Origin of the sequence: Modestobacter altitudinis (assembly GCF_005930475.1) — a bacterium.
Classification (GTDB): domain Bacteria; phylum Actinomycetota; class Actinomycetes; order Mycobacteriales; family Geodermatophilaceae; genus Modestobacter; species Modestobacter altitudinis.
The window spans coordinates 1-16,029 of record NZ_SJEW01000021.1 but is presented as its reverse complement, the minus strand read 5'-3'; the positions used below and the strand labels follow the sequence as shown (position 1 = coordinate 16,029).

Here is a 16,029-nt window from a genome sequence, read left to right as displayed (position 1 = left end):
GGGGTGGTGACTGCTGACGACCTCTCCTCCACCGCGGCGCAGCAGGAGGTCGTGCTGGTCATCGGCGCCTCCTCCGGCATCGGCCGCGCCAGCGCCATCGAGTTCGCCACGCGCGGTGCCTCGCTCGTGCTGGTCTCGCGCAGCGCGACCACGCTGGCCGACGCGGCCGCCGACTGCCGGACCGCCGGGGCGTCCGCGGTCGAGTGCGTCCCCGCCGACGTCCTGGACCCGGACGCGGTGCAGGCGGCCGTCGACCGCGCCACCAGCACGTTCGGCCGGCTCGACGTCGTCGTGCACACGGCCACCGTGATGGCCTACGGCCGGATCGAGGACGTCCAGCCCGACGTCTTCGAGCGCGTCGTCGACACCGCGATCCAGGGCACCTTCCACGTCTTCCGGTCCGCGCTGCCGGTGCTGCGGGCGCAGCGGCGCGGCCACGTGGTCGTGGTCAGCTCGCTGCTCGCCTCGATCACCGCGCCGACGATGGGTGCCTACGTCACCGCGAAGTGGGGTCAGCTCGGCCTGATCCGCACCCTGCAGCAGGAGCTGCGCGACCTGCCCGACGTGCACGTGTCCGCGGTGGCCCCCGGCGGCACGACCACGCCGATCTACGAGCAGGCCGCGACCGTGCTGGGCAACACCGGCCACCCGCCGCCGCCGGTCTACACGCCGGAGCGGGTCGCCCGGGCGGTCGTGGCCCGGATCGACGACCCCCGCCGGCTGAAGCAGTCGGGCGTCGCCAACCCGATCATCATCGCCGGCTTCCGGCTGTTCCCGCCGGTGTTCGACGTGCTGGTCGGGCCGCTGCTGAAGACGTTCGGCATGGCCCGGGACTCCGTGGCGCCGACGACCGGGAACGTGTTCGCGCCGGTGCCGGAGAAGGAGGCGACCCGGGGCAGCTACTTCGGGTTCTGAGCGCGCAGTCCGGCAGCCGAGCGGACGAGTGCGGCGACCGCTGGTGAAGTGCTGGTGGCCGGCCAGGCGACCACCGTGGTGATCTCCGGCGCGTCGACGCGTTCGGGGTCGCCCTCGACGTCACCTCCGACGCCAGCGCCACCGCGGCAGCGGCGTCCATCGAGCAGACAGCGGGACGGCCCGACGTGCTCGTCGACAACGCCGGCATCTCCGGCTCCGTCGCCGACGGCGCGCAGGACCCGACGACGCTCGACCTCGACGTCGTCCGCACCGTGCTCGACACCAACGTGTTAGGGGTCGTCCGGGTGACGAACGCGATGCTCCCGCTGCTCCGCCGCGCGGTCTCGCCGCGCATCGTGAACATGTCGAGCACCATGGGGTCGCTGACACTGCAGACCGGGCCGGTCATGGCCGCCTACGCACCGTCGATGTCGATGGTCAACAGCATGACGGCCCAGTACGCCCGCGCACTGGCCGACACGAACGTCCTGGTGAACGCCGCGTGCCCCGGTCACGTGGCGACCGAATCCACCGGCTTCAACGCGCCGCGGACGCCCGAGCAGGGCGCCGCCATCGCCATCCGGCTCGCCACCCTGCCGGACGACGGGCCGCGCGGTGGCTTCTTCGACGACGGGGGCGCCGTCCTCTGGTGACGAGCTGACTCGCCGGCCGAACTGCACAACCGGTCCACCCACCCCCTGGCCCTCAACAGGTCCCCACAGATCCGCCCGCGGATCAGCGCCCGCGTCATACGGACCGGGAAAGCCCAGCTCATGCCGCCAGAATTGTCAGACCCCGCCCGTATGTTCGGTCCATGACGACGACCGCGGAGCTGCCCGGGCCAGAGGTGCCTGGGTCGTTCCGGTCGCGGGTCGATGTGTTCTGGGTCGGGGACGGGCACGCCGAGCCCGACCCGTTCGCGTTGTCACCAGACCGCGCGGCCGTGGAGTTGCAGGCCATACAGCAGCGGCGGGCCCGAGACACCGCACGGGAGGCCGAGCTGATCCTCGGCATGGCCGGCGCCCGCCCGGCCAGAACCGATCCGCTGCCAGGCACCTCCGGCGCCCGCAAGGCCGGCTGGTCCGGCGGTGATCCTGGTGACGGGATCAGCGAGTTCTTCACCGCCGAGCTGGCCACGGTGATCAACCTCGGGCGCACCACCGCCTCGAAGAAGTTGGACCACGCGCTGACCTGGCAGAAGAAGCTGCCGCGGACCTTCGCCGCGCTCAAGGCCGGGGAACTCGACGAACCCCGCGCCCGAGCGCTGGCCGACGTGCTGATGCACACCAACGCAGCCGTGGCCCGGCAGGTCGAGGACGCACTGCTGCCCGAGGCGAGCGATCTGTCGGTGTACAAGCTCCGCGACCGCGCCACCGAGCTGATGGTCGAGCTGGACGCCAAGGCCGCCGACCTGCGCCGCGAGGAGGCGGAGAAGACCGCCGACGTGCACCTCTACCCCTCGGCCACCGACGGCCGGTCCACGATCGCGACGGACCTGCCCACCGATGAGGCCGTCGAGTGCTACGACATCGTCGACCAGCTGGCGAAGATGCTCAAAGCCGACGGCGACCCCCGCCGGATCGGCGCGCTCCGGGCGCACGTGCTGTCGCGGCTGATCCGCCGCCCCGCCGACCACGGCCTCCCCGCCGTGGCGGCGAACGTCACCGTCGCCGCCGACCTGGACGCCCTCGGCGGGACGGGCAGCACGCCGGGTGAGGTGGACGGGTTGCCGATCACCGCCGCCCACGTCCGTGAGCTGCTGGCCCGGGTCGGTGCGTTGGGGCTCACCGCCCCCGACGGCGGGACGCTGACGTTCGCGATCACCGGCCCGGACGGGCAGCTGCTGGCCACCCTCACCCCCACCGAACTCACCCGGCTGGCCCGCCGAGGCTGCCCCCAGCACCCCGAGACTCCGTGCGACTGCCCGGTCACCGGGCCACCACCGGCGACCGGCGCCTACCAACCCACCGCCCGGCAACGGGCGTTCACCACCACCCGGGACCGGCGGTGCCGCTTCCCCAACTGCGGGCAACGCGTCGGCTGGACCGACCTCGACCACGTCACCAGCGCCGCCTGCGGCGGCGCGACCGACTGCGCCAACCTGTGCTGCCTGTGCCGCTCCCACCACCGGCTCAAGACCTTCGCCCCCGGCTGGCGGTTCACCATGACCCCCGACGGCGTCCTCCAGGTCACCACCCCATCGGGAGTCACCCGGACGACCCGACCACCGGGCATGCGACCACCGCCGACCGAGACAGCACCCGAGCCACCAGCGCCATCATCCGACGACGACCCTCCACCGTTCTGACCCCGGCATGCCGCCGAGCGCGGCTGCGTCCCGCCGGGCAGCACGGATCAGCGGCCGGGGCAGGATGGCGACCGTGACCGATGTGCGCACAGGGTTCTCCGCCGAGGTCTCGCAGGCCGCCCGCCGGTTGGCCGGCGTCGCCGAGCGGACACCGCTGCAGCGCAACGCCCGACTGTCCGAGCTCACCGGCGCCGCCGTCTGGGTCAAGCGCGAGGACCTTCAGGTCGGCCGCTCGTACAAGGTCCGCGGGGCCTACAACACGATCAGCCAAGTGGACGCCGCCGGTCGCGCCGCCGGGGCGGTGACCGCCAGCGCCGGCAACCACGGCCAGGGTGTGGCCTACGCCTGCCGGGTCCTCGGCGTCCGCGGCAAGGTGTTCGTCCCCGGCACCACCCCGCGGCAGAAGCGGCAGCGGATCGCCGCGCTCGGCGGGGACATGGTCGAGCTCGTCGTCCTCGGCGACACCTACGACGACGCTGCGTCGGCTGCTGCTGCGCACGCTCTGGCCACCGGCGCGACGCTGGTGCCCGCCTTCGACTCCCTGTCCACCGTCGCCGGGCAGGCCACCGTCGCCGTCGAGGTCCTCGAGCAGCTGGGCAGCGTGCCCGACGTCGTCGTCCTCCCCGTCGGCGGCGGGGGCCTGCTCGCCGGCTGCGCCACCTGGCTGGGAGAGAACGCACCCGGCGTCCGGGTGGTCGGCGTGGAGCCGGCCGGCGCTGCCGGGATGGCCGCGGCCATGGCAGCAGGGCGTCCGGTGGAGCTCCCGGAGATCGACACGTTCGTCGACGGTGCGGCGGTCCGCCGGGCCGGCGACGTCACCTTCCCGCTGGTGCGCGACGCCGGCTGCGACCTGGTGACCGTGCCCGAGGGGCAGATCTGCACCGAGATGCTGGACCTGTACCAGGTCGACGGGGTGATCGCCGAGCCCGCGGGCGCCCTGGCGAGTGCGGCGCTGACCGGCGGCAGCGTCGTCGTCGAGCCCGGTCAGACGGTGGTGAGCGTGCTGTCGGGCGGCAACAACGACGTCAGCCGGTACGCCGAGGTCGTGGAGCGCTCACTGGTGCACCGCGGGCTCAAGCACTACTTCCTGGTCGAGTTCCCGCAGGAGCCCGGGGCGCTGCGCCGGTTCCTCGACGAGGTGCTCGGCCCGGACGACGACATCGTGCTGTTCGAGTACGTCAAACGGGACAACCGGGAGACCGGGGCGGCACTGACCGGGATCGAGCTGGGCAGCGTCGACGGGCTGGCACCGCTGATGGCCCGGATCGAGTCCGGTCCGCTGAAGATCCAGCACCTGGCCCCCGGCACGACCGCCTACCGCTTCCTCGTGTGAGCGAACTCCCTAGCGGGCGTACCTCACCGCGGCGCGGGCGCGCGCCTGCGCGGCGAGCACCTCGCGGTCCTTGGGCGGCGCGGTGGTGACCAGGTCGGCGAGCAGGTGCTCGGTCGCGTGCGCGATCTCCTCGACCGCCCGGTCGAACGCGGCCTGGTTCGCCTGCGACGGCTTGGCCGACCCGCTCACCTTGCGGACGTACTGGAGCGCGGCGGCCCGGACCTCATCCGACGTCGTCGCGGGCGCCAGGTTGTGCAGCACGTGGATGTTCCGGCACATGCGCCCAGCGTAGGGGCCATGTTGGCCAACATGGCCCCTGGAGGACGGCGGTTCAGCGGGCGAGGGCGAAGCCGGTGCCGGCGACCGTGGTCCGGTCGCTGCCGCCCTTGGCGAGCGCCCGGCTGATCACCATCCGCTGGATCTGGTTGGTGCCCTCGAAGATCTGCATGACCTTCGCCTCGCGCATGTACCGCTCGACCGGGAAGTCGCGCGTGTAGCCGTAGCCGCCGAAGACCTGGACGGCGTCGGTGGTCACCTTCATCGCGTTGTCCGTGGCGACCAGCTTGGCGATGGAGGCCTGCTGGCCGTAGGGCTGACCGGCGTCGCGCAGCCGGGCCGCAGCCAGGTACATCGCCCGGGAGGTCTCCACCGCGGCCGCCATGTCGGCGAGCAGGAAGCCCAGCCCCTGGTGCTCGATGATCGGGACGCCGAAGGTCTCCCGCTCCCTGGCGTACGCCACCGCGTCGTCCAGCGCGCCCTGGGCGAGGCCGGTGGCGACCGCCGCGATGCCCAGCCGACCGGCGTCCAGCCCGGACAGCGCGATCGGCAGCCCCTCGCCCTCGGCGCCGAGCAGCCGGTCGGCGTCGATCCGCACGTCCTCGAAGCGCATGGTGGCCGTGGTCGAACCGGTGAGCCCCATCTTGCGCTCGGCCGGGTCCGCGGTGAGCCCGGCGGCGTCGGCCGGCACCAGAAAGCACGAGATGCCGCGCGACCGGTCGTCGGAGGTGCGTGCCATGACCTTGTAGAAGTCGGCCTGCCCGCCGTGCGTCGTCCAGGCCTTGTCCCCGGAGAGCAGGTAGGAGTCGCCGTCGCGGACCGCCCGGGCGCGCATCGCCGCCGGGTCGGAGCCGGCGTGCGGCTCGGAGAGGCAGTAGGCGCCGAGCAGCTCGCCACCGAGCATGTCCGGCAGCCAGCGCTGCTGCTGCTCGGGGGTGCCGCGGGTGGCCAGCCCGAAGCAGGACAGCCCGTGCACGCTCACGCCCACCCCGACGCTGGCCCACACCGCCGCGATCTCCTCCAGCACCTGCAGGTAGACCTCGTAGGGCTGACCGCCGCCGCCGACGTCCTCGCCGTAGGGCAGACCGAGCAGCCCGGCCCGGCCCAGCGTGCGGAACACGTCGCGCGGGAAGGCCTCGTCGGCCTCGGCCTGCACGACGCGCGGCGCCAGCTCCTCGCGGGCCAGCTGCCGGGTGAGGTCGAGCAGGTCGGCCGCCTCCTGCGAGGGGACCAGACGAGAGACGGGCACAGCGCACCTCCGGGGCTCCGGGACGACGCCGTCCCGGACTCGTGTCAGTACTCAGGGACTGTACGCAGTACTCCGACGGGGCGCCTTGTTACTGTCCGGGACCGCGGAGGAGGCCTGATGACGTCACTGGACACGCGTTCCACCCGCACCCAGGCACGCCGCGAGGAGCTCCTCGACGAGCTGGTCACCCTGGTGCTGGCCGAGGGGTTCGGCGCGTTCACCCTCGACGACCTCGCCCGGCGGCTGCACTGCTCGAAGAGCACCCTGTACGGACTGGCGGCGAGCAAGGAGCAGCTGGTCGTCGCCGTGGTCAAGCGCTTCTTCCAGCGGGCGACGGTCGCCGTCGAGGAGCGGGCCGCCGTCCCGGCCGACCACCGCGAGCAGCTCAGCGCCTACCTGCTGGCCGTCGCCGAGCAGCTGCAGCCGGCGTCGGCGGCCTTCTTCGCCGACGTCGCCGCGTTCGCGCCGGCCCGGGAGATCTACGAGCGCAACACCCGCTCGGCGGCGGCCCGGGTGCAGCGGCTGGTGACCGACGGTGTCACCGCCGGGACCATCCGCCCGGTGCACGCCTCGTTCGTGGGTGCGGCGGTCGCCGCGGTGATGGACGCCATCCACCGCGGCGCGATCACCGCCGCCACCGGCCTGGACGACGCCGCGGCCTACCGGGAGCTCGCCGACCTCGTCGTGGCCGGCACCGCCCCGCGGTAGGACAGGGACCGGTTGGGTAAGGTGAGCCTTACCAGCCCCGCCGTCCCCAGGAGCCGCACGTGGCGCAGCGCACCGCCACCCGGCCCCCCGCAGCGGCCCACGCCGCCCGCGACGGCCTGCTGCGCGGCGGGGGCAGCCGCCTGCTCGGCCTCTGGCTGCTGCTGGTCCTCACCGTGGCGGTCTGCGCGCTGAGCATCGCCGTCGGCACCCGTTCGATCGGCCTCGGCACCGTCTGGCACGCCCTCCTCGACGGCAGCACGCCGGGCGACGAGACGGTCATCGTCCGCCAGCTCCGGGTCCCCCGCACCCTCCTCGGCCTGCTCGCCGGCCTGTCGCTGGGCGTCGCCGGCGCGCTCATGCAGGGCCACACCCGCAACCCGCTCGGCGACCCGGGCCTGCTCGGCGTGACCGCCGGCGCCTCGTTCGCCGTGGTGCTCTCCATCTGGCTGTTCGGCGTCTCCACCGCCTCGGGCTACATCTGGTTCGCCTTCGCCGGCGCGCTCCTCGGCAGCGTCGCGGTCTACCTGGTCGGGTCCTCCGGCCGCGGCGGGGCGACGCCGGTGAGCCTGGCCCTGGCCGGGTCCTCGCTCAGCTTCCTGCTCTTCGCCCTCGTCCAGGCGATCACCATCCGCGAGACGACGGCGCTGGACGCCTTCCGCTTCTGGGTGGTCGGCGCCCTCGCCGGCCGGGACGCCGACGTCGTCGGCCAGATCGCACCGTTCGTCGTCCTCGGTCTGGTGGCGGCCATGGTGAACGCGCCGGCGCTGAACCTGCTGGGCCTCGGTGAGGACGTCGCCCGTGGGCTCGGCACCCGGATCTGGCTGGCCCGTGGGACCGGCCTGCTGGCGATCACGCTGCTCACCGGCGCAGCCACTGCCGGCTGCGGCCCGATCGCCTTCGTCGGGCTGGTCGTGCCGCACGTCGCGCGGGCCGTCACCGGTCCCGACCACCGCTGGCTGGTCCCGTACGCCGGGCTCCTCGGGGTGGTGTTCCTGCTGCTCGCCGACGTGCTCGGCCGGGTGGTCGCCCGCCCCGGAGAACTGCAGGTCGGCATCGTGCTCGCCGTGGTCGGTACCCCGTTCTTCATCGCCCTGGTCCGCCGTCGCAAGCTGGCGATGCTGTGACCGCGGTGGCGCCCACGCGCGCTCCCGCGGCACGGCCTGACCCGCGGCGCACCCTCCGGGTCGGCGGGTTCTCGGCCACCTACCGGCGCCGCCAGCTCGTCGTCCCGCTGCTCGTGCTCGTGGTGCTCGTGCTCGCCGCCGCGGTCAGCCTCGGCCGCGGCGACTACCCGATCAGCGTGCTCGACGTGCTGCGGGTGCTGGTCGGTGCGGGCGATGACACCCAGCAGTTCATCGTGCTCGGGCTGCGGGCACCCCGGATCGCCGTCGCCGTCCTGGTCGGGACGGCGCTGGGCATCTCCGGGGCGCTCATCCAGACCTTCGCCCGCAACCCGCTGGCCAGCCCCGACATCCTCGGCGTGACCGGTGGTGCCGCGGTCGGCGCGGTCGCGGTGATCGTGCTGGGTGGGACGACGACGGCCAGCCGGTTGCTCGGCGGGCTCGGCCTGCCCGCCGCCGCCCTCGCCGGTGGCCTGCTCATGGCGCTGCTGGTGTTCGGCCTGGCCTGGAACCAGGGCCTCGACGGCTACCGGCTGGTGCTGGTGGGCATCGGGCTGTCCGCGATGGCGCTGGCGGTGGTCCGCTACCTGCTCACCCGCAGCACCATCCAGGACGCCGCGGTCGCCAACGTGTGGATCACCGGCTCGCTCAACGGCCGCGGCTGGGACCAGGCGCTGCCGCTGGCCCTCGCGCTGCTGGTCCTGCTGCCCGTCTCCCTCGCGCTGAGCCGGGTGCTCGGCGCGCTGCAGTTCGGCGACGACACGGCACGCGGCCTGGGCGTGCGGGTGCCGCTGGCGCAGGCGGTCACCGTGGTGGTCGCGGTCGCGCTGGCCGCCTTCGCGGTGTCCGCAGCCGGGCCTGTCCAGTTCGTCGCCCTCGTCGTCCCGCAGATCGCCGTCCGGCTGACCGGCGGCTCGAGGCCGCCGTTGCTGGCCGCCGGGCTGCTCGGCGCACTGCTCGTCGTGGCCAGCGACCTGGTGGCCCGCACGGTGCTGCCCGAGACGTTCCCCGTCGGCGTGGTCACCTCGGTGGTCGGCGCCCCGTACCTGCTCTGGCTCCTGGTCCGCGGAAGGCGGCGAACGACCCTGTGACCGCTCTCGAGAGCCCCTCCACGACCGCGACGGTGCGGCTGGCCGCCGACGGGGTCCGGCTCGGCTACGGCGACAAGGTCGTCGTGGCAGACCTGGACCTGCAGCTCACCGACGGGTCCTTCACCGCGATCGTCGGCCCCAACGGCTGCGGCAAGTCCACCCTGCTGCGCGCGCTCGGCCGGCTGCTCCGGCCCACCGCGGGCTCCGTGCTGCTCGACGGCCGGGCGATCACCTCGACACCGACCAAGGAGGTCGCCAAGGTCCTCGGCCTGCTGCCCCAGACGCCGCTGGCACCCGAGGGGCTCACTGTCGCCGACCTGGTCGCCCGCGGCCGGCACCCGCACCAGAGCTGGCTGCGGCAGTGGTCCTCCGACGACGAGGCCGTCGTCACCGAGGCGCTGACCTGGACCGACATGGTCGAGCTCGCCGACTCACCGGTGGACGCGCTCTCCGGCGGTCAGCGGCAGCGGGCCTGGATCTCGATGGCGCTGGCCCAGGGCACCGACCTGCTCCTGCTCGACGAGCCCACGACCTACCTCGACCTCGCCCACCAGGTCGACGTCCTGGAGCTGGTCGGCCGGCTGCACACCGAGCGCGGCCGGACCGTCGTCGTCGTCCTGCACGACCTCAACCTCGCCGCCCGCTATGCGCAGCGCCTGGTCGCGATGAAGGACGGCGTCCTCATCGCCTCCGGCACCCCCGCGGAGGTGCTCACCGAGCAGCTGCTCGCGGAGGTGTTCGAGCTGGAGGCCCGGGTGGTGCCCGACCCGGTCACCGGCACCCCGATGGTCGTCCCGGTCCGCCGGCTGCGCTGAGCGGCGGCCCCCGTGCAGGGCCCCGCCGCGAGCTTGCGAGTGGTGGGGGGCACGGGGGTCCTTCACCAGCCGCCCAGCTCGGCGACGAGCGCGCTCTTGATCGCCGGGCGGGAACCGAAGACCAGCAGGAACAGCGCCTCGCGGGCGAGCCGCTCGGCGTGCGCCCCGGCCAGCACCGCACTGCTCCCGGTGGCGGTGACCAGCAGGCCGGACGCCCGGTGGGCCAGCGCGGACGCCGCCGCGCGGGCCGCGGGCAGCTGCTCCGGTCCGGCCACGTCGAGCCGGGTGCGCGCCGCGACCAGCTCGTCGTCCAACGGCGAGGGACCCAGCAACCGCGCGCAGCGGGCGACCAGCCCGAGCGCCAGCGAGCCGTTGGGCCGCAACCCGGCCGCGTCACCGGCCCGGATGGCGGCCAGCGGCACGGTGCCCACCAGCCGGGCGACCGGCACCCGGTGCCCGGCGAGACGCAGTTCGACGGTCGCGCTGGCGGACACCGCGACCATCCGCTGCGGCACCGCGGTCGACGTCGGGGACGGCGCCGCGTCGACCAGCACGAACCAGACGTCGTCGGCGTCGTCCCGCGCGGCCACGAGCAGCAGGTCGACGTGCCCCCATCCGGTCACCCACGGGACGGCGCCGTCCAGCACCAGCTCGTCCCCGGCCCGCCGCACGGTGACCGCCGCCGGACCCGGGCGCAGTGCGGCCTGCAGCGCGACACCGGCCCGCCGCCGTCCGGCGCACAGGTCGGGCAGGAACTCGTCCCGGAGCCCCGCCGGACCGTCGGTGAGCGCGCCGAGGACGCCGAGGTGCTGCAGCCAGACGAAGGCCGTGGACAGGTCGCCGGCGGCCAGCTCCTCGATGACCGCGGCCACGGTCTGCGGGTCGGCGGCCAGCCCGCCGGTGTCCCGTGGACCGGTCAGCCCGTAGAGGCCGGCGTCGGCCAGCGCGTCCAGGTGCCCGCGCGGCACGGCCCCCGCCGCGTCGACCGCAGCGGCCGCGGGGAACAGCAGCTCCTCGGCGAGCACCCGGGCCCGGGCGACGACGTCGGTCACGCCGCCATCGTGCCCGCCACGAGCGGAGCGAGGGGTGGGGGGGCAGTCAGGCCCCCTTGCAGGGGCCCGCCGCGAGCCTGCGAGTGGTGGGGGGCAAGGGGGTCCTTCTAGTAGGTGAAGGCGCCGACGGCGGAGCGCAGGTCGCTGGCCATCCGGGACAGCTCGTCCACGGCCTGCCGGGTCTGCCCCAGCGCCTGCGTGGTCGAGGACGCCGCGGTCGAGACCCCGGTGATGTTCGTGGCGATCTCGGTCGACCCGCCCGCGGCCTCCTGCACCGACCGGGACATCTCGTTCGTCGTCGCCGTCTGCTCCTCCACCGCACTGGCGATGGTCAACTGGTAGTCGTTGATCGCACCGATGATCTCCGAGATCCGGCCGATCGCCGAGACCGCGCCCGAGGTGTGGCCCTGGATCGCCTCCACCCGCCGGGCGATGTCCTCGGTCGCCCGCGCCGTCTCCTGCGCCAGCTCCTTGACCTCGTTGGCCACCACCGCGAAGCCCTTGCCGGCCTCACCGGCGCGGGCGGCCTCGATGGTCGCGTTCAGCGCCAGCAGGTTGGTCTGCTCCGCGATCGAGGTGATGGTCTTGACCACGGCACCGATCTCCTGCGACGACGTGCCCAGCTGGGTGATCGTCGCGGTGGTGGCCTCGGCCTCGCCGACCGCCTGCGTGGCCACCCGGGCCGCCTCGTTCGCGTTCTGGCTGATCTCCCGGATCGATGCGCCCATCTGCTCCGCACCCGCCGCGACCGTGGCCACGCTGCGGGACACCTCGTCCGCGGCGGCGGAGACCACCCCGGACTGCGCGGACGTCTCCTCCGCGGAGGCGGAGATCTGGGCGGACGAGGCCGACAGCTGCTCCGACGCCGCAGCCACGGCGTCCGAGGAGGCGGCGACGCCGGCCAGCACCGACCGCAGGTGCGCCTGGGCGCGCCCGAGCGAGGCCGCCATCCGGCCCAGCTCGTCGGCGGAGCGCACCTCGGGGGAGACGGTGAGGTCGCCGCGGGCCATGGCGTCGGCGGTCCGGCTCACGTGGGCGACGGTCCCGGTGATCTGCCGGATCACCCAGGCCGCGAGCGCCCCGGCTCCCAGCAGGCTCAACGCCAGGACCACCCACAGCAGCCGGGTGGCGCCGGCGGCGGCGGCGTTGCCCGCGTCCTTGACCGCCGCGGCGCCGGCGGTCTGCGCGTCCAGCTCCGCCTGCATGTCGTCCATCAGCACGTCGGTCGCGTCCTGCAGGGCGCCGGTCAGGACGCCGCCGACCACGGCATCGGCCTGGAAGGCGGCGGCGCTCGCGCCGGCGGCCGTGGCCAGCGCGTTCCGGGTGGTGCCCACCAGCGCCGCGGCCGCCGCGGCGTCAGCGGTGCTCGCTGCGTCGGCCGCCGGGACGAGCTGTCCGGTGGCGACGGCGTACCAGTCGTCCAGGTCGCCGGTCAGCGTCGCGTAGGCGGCCGGCGAGGTGGCCAGCGGCTCGTACCCGTCCAGCTTCTGCTGCAGGTCGTCGCGCCGCTCGGCCAGCTCGGTGAGGAGGGCCTGCCGGCCGGCGGCGTCCACCTGCGGGTAGGTGATGTAGCGCGCCCGGTCGCCCTGGAAGGCGCGCTGGATGCCGCTCAGCTCGGTGAGCGGCTCCACGCTCTCGGCGTAGAGGGCGTCCTGCTGGTCGCTGAGGTCCCCCATCCGCACCGTGGCCAGCGTGGTGAGCCCGACGGCGACCAGCCCGAGCACCCCCACCGTCGCGCCGATCTTGACCCCGACCGGTCGGTCTGCCGCCCAGTTCCCCCCGTTGCCGGCACGCCCGGCGTCGGCCGTTGCGGGGGAGGACGGGTCACGGGTCATGGTCGGGCTCCTCAGGGTGGGCGAGAACTGGCGGTTCTCGGATCTCCCATCGGCAGTCCGCGTGCCGGGTGCACCCCCGGCAGCCCTCCCGCCTCACCAGCACCAGCCGGCGGTCAGTCGCGCGGGGCCTGCGGCCGCCCGACCGGGACGTCGTCCGGGTCAGGCACCCGGTCCTCGGCCGGCAGCGGCTGCACCCGGTCCCGGTCGGTCGCCGTCGGCTCGACCACCAGCTGGAAGTCCTCCCCGTGCCGGGTGATGCCGTCGACGACGGCCTGCTCGACCGCCTCGTTGGCGTACGCCCGGCGCAGGACCGCCGGGTCGGACCGGAGGTCCTTGGCCAGGGCGACGGCCATGCCCACCATCACCAGCGCGAACGGCAGCGCGGCGATGATCGTCAGGTTCTGCAGCCCGGTGAGGGCGTCGTCCCCGCCGACCAGCAGCATGATCGCCGCGACCGCACCCATCACGACGCCCCAGAAGACGACGACCCGGCGGCTCGGGGACAGGGTGCCCCGCTCGGACAGCGAGCCCATCACGATCGAGGCGGCGTCGGCACCGGAGACGAAGAAGACGGCCACGAGCACCATGACCAGCACCGTCATCACCGTGGCCAGCGGGTACTGCTGGAGCACGCCGAACAGCTGCCCCTCGCTCGTCGCCTGGCCCGCGACGTCGGCGCCGTCCCGCTGGGCGGCGATGCCGGCCCCGCCGAAGACGGCGAACCAGACCAGGCTGACCGCGCTGGGCACCAGCAGCACGCCGGTGACGAACTGCCGGATGGTCCGGCCGCGGCTGATCCGGGCGATGAACAGCCCGACGAACGGCGTCCAGCTGATCCACCAGGCCCAGTAGAAGACCGTCCACCCGCGCAGCCAGGTGGCCATCGCGTCCCCGCCGGAGGCCTCGGTGCGGCCGGCCATCTCGCCCAGGTCGGCGACGTAGCCGCCGATCGCCTCGGGCAGCAGGTTGAGGATGAAGACCGTCGGGCCGGCGACGAAGACGAACACCGCGAGCACCACCGCCAGCACCATGTTGGTGTTGGACAGCCACTGGATCCCCTTGGCGACCCCGGAGACGGCCGAGGCGACGAACGCCGCGGTGAGCACCGCGATGATCCCGACCAGCACACCGTTGCCGACGGTCCCGGCCCAGCCGAGGATCTCCATGCCGCTGCCGATCTGGAGGGCGCCCAGGCCCAGCGAGGCCGCCGAGCCGAACAGCGTGGCGAAGATCGCCAGCACGTCGATGACCCGCCCGGCCGGGCCCTCGGCGCGGCGACGCCCGATCAGCGGGACGAACGCGGCGCTGATCAGCTGGCGGCGGCCGCGGCGGAAGGTGCCGTAGGCGATCGCCAGCCCGACGACGGCGTAGATGGCCCACGGGTGCAGCGTCCAGTGGAACAGCGTGGTCGCCATCGCCGTCCGGGCGGCCTCCGGCGTCGAGCCGCCGACCGTGCCGGGGGGCGGTGACACGTAGTGCGACAGCGGCTCGCTGACGCCGTAGAACATCAGGCCGATCCCCATGCCCGCGCTGAACATCATCGCGATCCAGGAGATGGTCCGGAACTCGGGCGCCTCGCCGTCCCGGCCCAGCGTTATCCGCCCGTAGCGGCTCGTGGCCAGCCACAGGACGAAGACGACGAACCCCGAGGCCAGGACCACGAACAGCCAGCCCAGGTTGGTCTCGATCCAGGTCAGCGCGCCGCCACTGGCGCTGCCGAGGCCGCTGGGGGTCAGGAAGCCCCAGGCGAGGAAGGCCAGCGCGAGGACAGCCGCGACGCCGAAGACGACGACGTCCAGCCGGCCCGAGCCCTCGGCGGCCGAGGTGGGCGGGTGGGCCAGCGCGGGGTGGACCCCGCCCGCGTGGTGGCGCTCGGCCCTCGGTCCGCGGCGTCCGCGGCCGGGTGGTGCGGAGGATGTGCTCACAGTGGTGTGGCGGCCCGCGGTCGGGGCGCCTCCCCTTTCGTTCGTCATGCGTGGCGTCGGGCGCCGTCCGCGGGCTCGAGACGACGACCGGAACACCGTGCGCTCGGTCGGCGCGCATCGCAAACCGAAGATGATCACGAGTTCATGACTCAGAGTCACCGGCCGCCCGCACCCCAGCGCGGCTGAGCCGGGGCCAGCGGGCACACTGGGCGCCGATGGACGACATCCTCGACTGGCTCCGCGGGCCAGGCCTCGAAGCGCTCCTGATCATCCTCGGCGCGGTGCTGCTCGCCCGGTTCGTGAGCTGGCTCGGCAGGCGGATCACCGACCGGATCGACGCCACCGCGACCGGCTCGGACGCGCTGGTGCGGTCCGAGGCGGCCAAGCACCGGCACTCGCTGACCCAGGTCCTGACCTGGGCGGCGATCGTGATGATCTGGTCGGTCACCATCTTCTTCGTGCTCGAGCGCCTCGGCGTGCCGGTCACCGGCCTGGTCGCGCCGGCCACCGTCCTGGGCGTGGGTCTCGGCTTCGGCGCGCAGCGGGTGGTCGGCGACGTGCTCGCCGGCTTCTTCCTGATCACCGAGCGGCAGTACGGCTTCGGGGACGTCGTCGCGATCCAGGTGGTCGGTGGCGGCGACCCCGCCGAGGGCACCGTCGAGGACGTCAACCTGCGGATCACCCGGGTGCGCTCGGTCAACGGCGAGGTCGTGATCGTCCCCAACGGTCAGATCGTCAAGGTCGTCAACCTGTCCCGGGACTGGGCCCGCGCGGTGGTGGACGTCCCGGTGCCGGCGACGACCGACGTCAACCGGGTCCAGGAGGTGCTCCGCGACGTCGGCAGGCGCGCCTACGACGACGAGCGGCTGCACCGGCTGCTGCTCGACCCGCCGAGCGTGATGGGCGTGGAGAGCCTGGCGCTGGACGAGGTGAACCTGCGGATCGTCGCCCGGACGTTGCCGGGCAAGCAGTTCGAGGTCGGCCGGGACCTGCGCGCCCGGGTGGCGCTGGCCCTGTCCCGCGAGGGCGTGTCGCTGCGCGCCACCTCCGCCCAGGACGACGACGTGCAGGACGAGGCGCTGGCCGAGGACCGGGTGCGCAGCGGAGGTGGCGCATGACCAGGCCCTCGCCGGACGAGCGGCCCACGACGGTGCTGCCGATGACCACGCTCGAGCAGCCGACGGTCGTCACCGCGCCGGCCACCCGCCGCGCGCGGGTGTGGCGGCACATCCCGTCCCGGATCGGCCGCGCCCGCACCTCCACGCTGGTGATCGGCTGCCTGTTCGTGCTGCTGCTCGGCCTCAACGCCGCACTGCCGCGGGACGCCGGCGGCACGGTGCCGGTGACCACCTCGGACGGGCGCACCATCCAGGTGCCCCGGTCCTACGTGCCCGCCGACCC

14 protein-coding genes and 1 pseudogene are annotated in these 16,029 nt (G+C 74.1%); 10 read left to right on the top strand and 5 right to left on the bottom strand.

What is annotated here, in order from left to right:
• Nucleotides 1-6: 6 nt before the first annotated feature.
• The 4 genes and pseudogenes from FHL79_RS10130 (at nucleotide 7) to ilvA (ending at nucleotide 4,556) form a co-directional block, all read left to right on the top strand.
• On the top strand, nucleotides 7-915 hold the full coding sequence (locus FHL79_RS10130) for an SDR family NAD(P)-dependent oxidoreductase (RefSeq protein WP_138758480.1): 909 nt from the start codon (nucleotides 7-9) through the stop codon (nucleotides 913-915).
• A 113-nt stretch (nucleotides 916-1,028) separates the two neighbouring features.
• A pseudogene (locus tag FHL79_RS10125) lies at nucleotides 1,029-1,568 on the top strand (SDR family NAD(P)-dependent oxidoreductase); the annotation flags it as partial.
• Between the two features lie 161 nt (nucleotides 1,569-1,729).
• Entirely contained in the window at nucleotides 1,730-3,223 is a 1,494-nt protein-coding gene (locus tag FHL79_RS10120; RefSeq protein ID WP_138758479.1) for an HNH endonuclease signature motif containing protein, read from the top strand.
• A gap of 73 nt (nucleotides 3,224-3,296) precedes the next feature.
• On the top strand, nucleotides 3,297-4,556 hold the full coding sequence (ilvA, locus tag FHL79_RS10115) for a threonine ammonia-lyase IlvA (protein WP_218938413.1): 1,260 nt from the start codon (nucleotides 3,297-3,299) through the stop codon (nucleotides 4,554-4,556).
• Between the two features lie 9 nt (nucleotides 4,557-4,565).
• Here ilvA and FHL79_RS10110 read toward each other — a convergent pair whose 3' ends face one another.
• Nucleotides 4,566-4,835: a DUF2277 domain-containing protein gene (locus FHL79_RS10110; protein ID WP_138758477.1), complete on the bottom strand. Its 270-nt coding sequence runs from the start codon at nucleotides 4,833-4,835 to the stop codon at nucleotides 4,566-4,568.
• Between the two features lie 52 nt (nucleotides 4,836-4,887).
• Complete coding sequence (locus FHL79_RS10105) at nucleotides 4,888-6,081, bottom strand: acyl-CoA dehydrogenase family protein (protein WP_138758476.1); 1,194 nt, start codon at nucleotides 6,079-6,081, stop codon at nucleotides 4,888-4,890.
• A 117-nt stretch (nucleotides 6,082-6,198) separates the two neighbouring features.
• Here FHL79_RS10105 and FHL79_RS10100 point away from each other — a divergent pair, with 117 nt between their 5' ends.
• The 4 genes from FHL79_RS10100 to FHL79_RS10085 are packed head-to-tail and all read left to right on the top strand — an operon-like array spanning nucleotide 6,199 to nucleotide 9,816.
• Nucleotides 6,199-6,789 (top strand): TetR/AcrR family transcriptional regulator, encoded by a 591-nt coding sequence (locus FHL79_RS10100; protein ID WP_138758475.1) that lies wholly within the window; start codon nucleotides 6,199-6,201, stop codon nucleotides 6,787-6,789.
• A 59-nt stretch (nucleotides 6,790-6,848) separates the two neighbouring features.
• On the top strand, nucleotides 6,849-7,913 hold the full coding sequence (locus FHL79_RS10095) for a FecCD family ABC transporter permease (RefSeq protein ID WP_138758474.1): 1,065 nt from the start codon (nucleotides 6,849-6,851) through the stop codon (nucleotides 7,911-7,913).
• Between the two features lie 5 nt (nucleotides 7,914-7,918).
• A complete protein-coding gene (locus FHL79_RS10090; RefSeq protein ID WP_138758473.1) occupies nucleotides 7,919-9,001 on the top strand; it encodes a FecCD family ABC transporter permease in 1,083 nt (360 codons plus the stop codon).
• Nucleotides 8,998-9,816 carry an ABC transporter ATP-binding protein gene (locus FHL79_RS10085; RefSeq protein WP_138758472.1) on the top strand — a complete coding sequence of 273 codons (819 nt, stop codon included), beginning with the start codon at nucleotides 8,998-9,000 and terminating at the stop codon, nucleotides 9,814-9,816. The genes FHL79_RS10090 and FHL79_RS10085 overlap by 4 nt, the downstream gene beginning before the upstream one ends.
• Before the next feature lie 62 nt (nucleotides 9,817-9,878).
• Here the strand turns inward: FHL79_RS10085 and FHL79_RS10080 are convergent, their stop codons facing one another.
• From FHL79_RS10080 to FHL79_RS10070, 3 genes are all read right to left on the bottom strand, one after another.
• Nucleotides 9,879-10,868: an acyl-CoA dehydrogenase family protein gene (locus FHL79_RS10080; RefSeq protein ID WP_138758471.1), complete on the bottom strand. Its 990-nt coding sequence runs from the start codon at nucleotides 10,866-10,868 to the stop codon at nucleotides 9,879-9,881.
• A gap of 107 nt (nucleotides 10,869-10,975) precedes the next feature.
• On the bottom strand, nucleotides 10,976-12,703 hold the full coding sequence (locus tag FHL79_RS10075) for a methyl-accepting chemotaxis protein (protein ID WP_138758470.1): 1,728 nt from the start codon (nucleotides 12,701-12,703) through the stop codon (nucleotides 10,976-10,978).
• A 113-nt stretch (nucleotides 12,704-12,816) separates the two neighbouring features.
• The gene (locus FHL79_RS10070) at nucleotides 12,817-14,628 is read right to left on the bottom strand and encodes a BCCT family transporter (protein ID WP_246080592.1); all 1,812 of its coding nucleotides are present in this window, start codon (nucleotides 14,626-14,628) and stop codon (nucleotides 12,817-12,819) included.
• Between the two features lie 215 nt (nucleotides 14,629-14,843).
• Here FHL79_RS10070 and FHL79_RS10065 point away from each other — a divergent pair, with 215 nt between their 5' ends.
• Together FHL79_RS10065 and FHL79_RS10060 are read left to right on the top strand one after the other, a co-directional pair.
• Nucleotides 14,844-15,746, top strand: a complete 903-nt coding sequence (locus FHL79_RS10065) for a mechanosensitive ion channel family protein (protein ID WP_138758468.1) — start codon at nucleotides 14,844-14,846, stop codon at nucleotides 15,744-15,746.
• Nucleotides 15,743-16,029: hypothetical protein (locus FHL79_RS10060; protein WP_138758467.1), on the top strand; the 287-nt coding region annotated here is incomplete at its 3' end. The genes FHL79_RS10065 and FHL79_RS10060, both read left to right, overlap by 4 nt.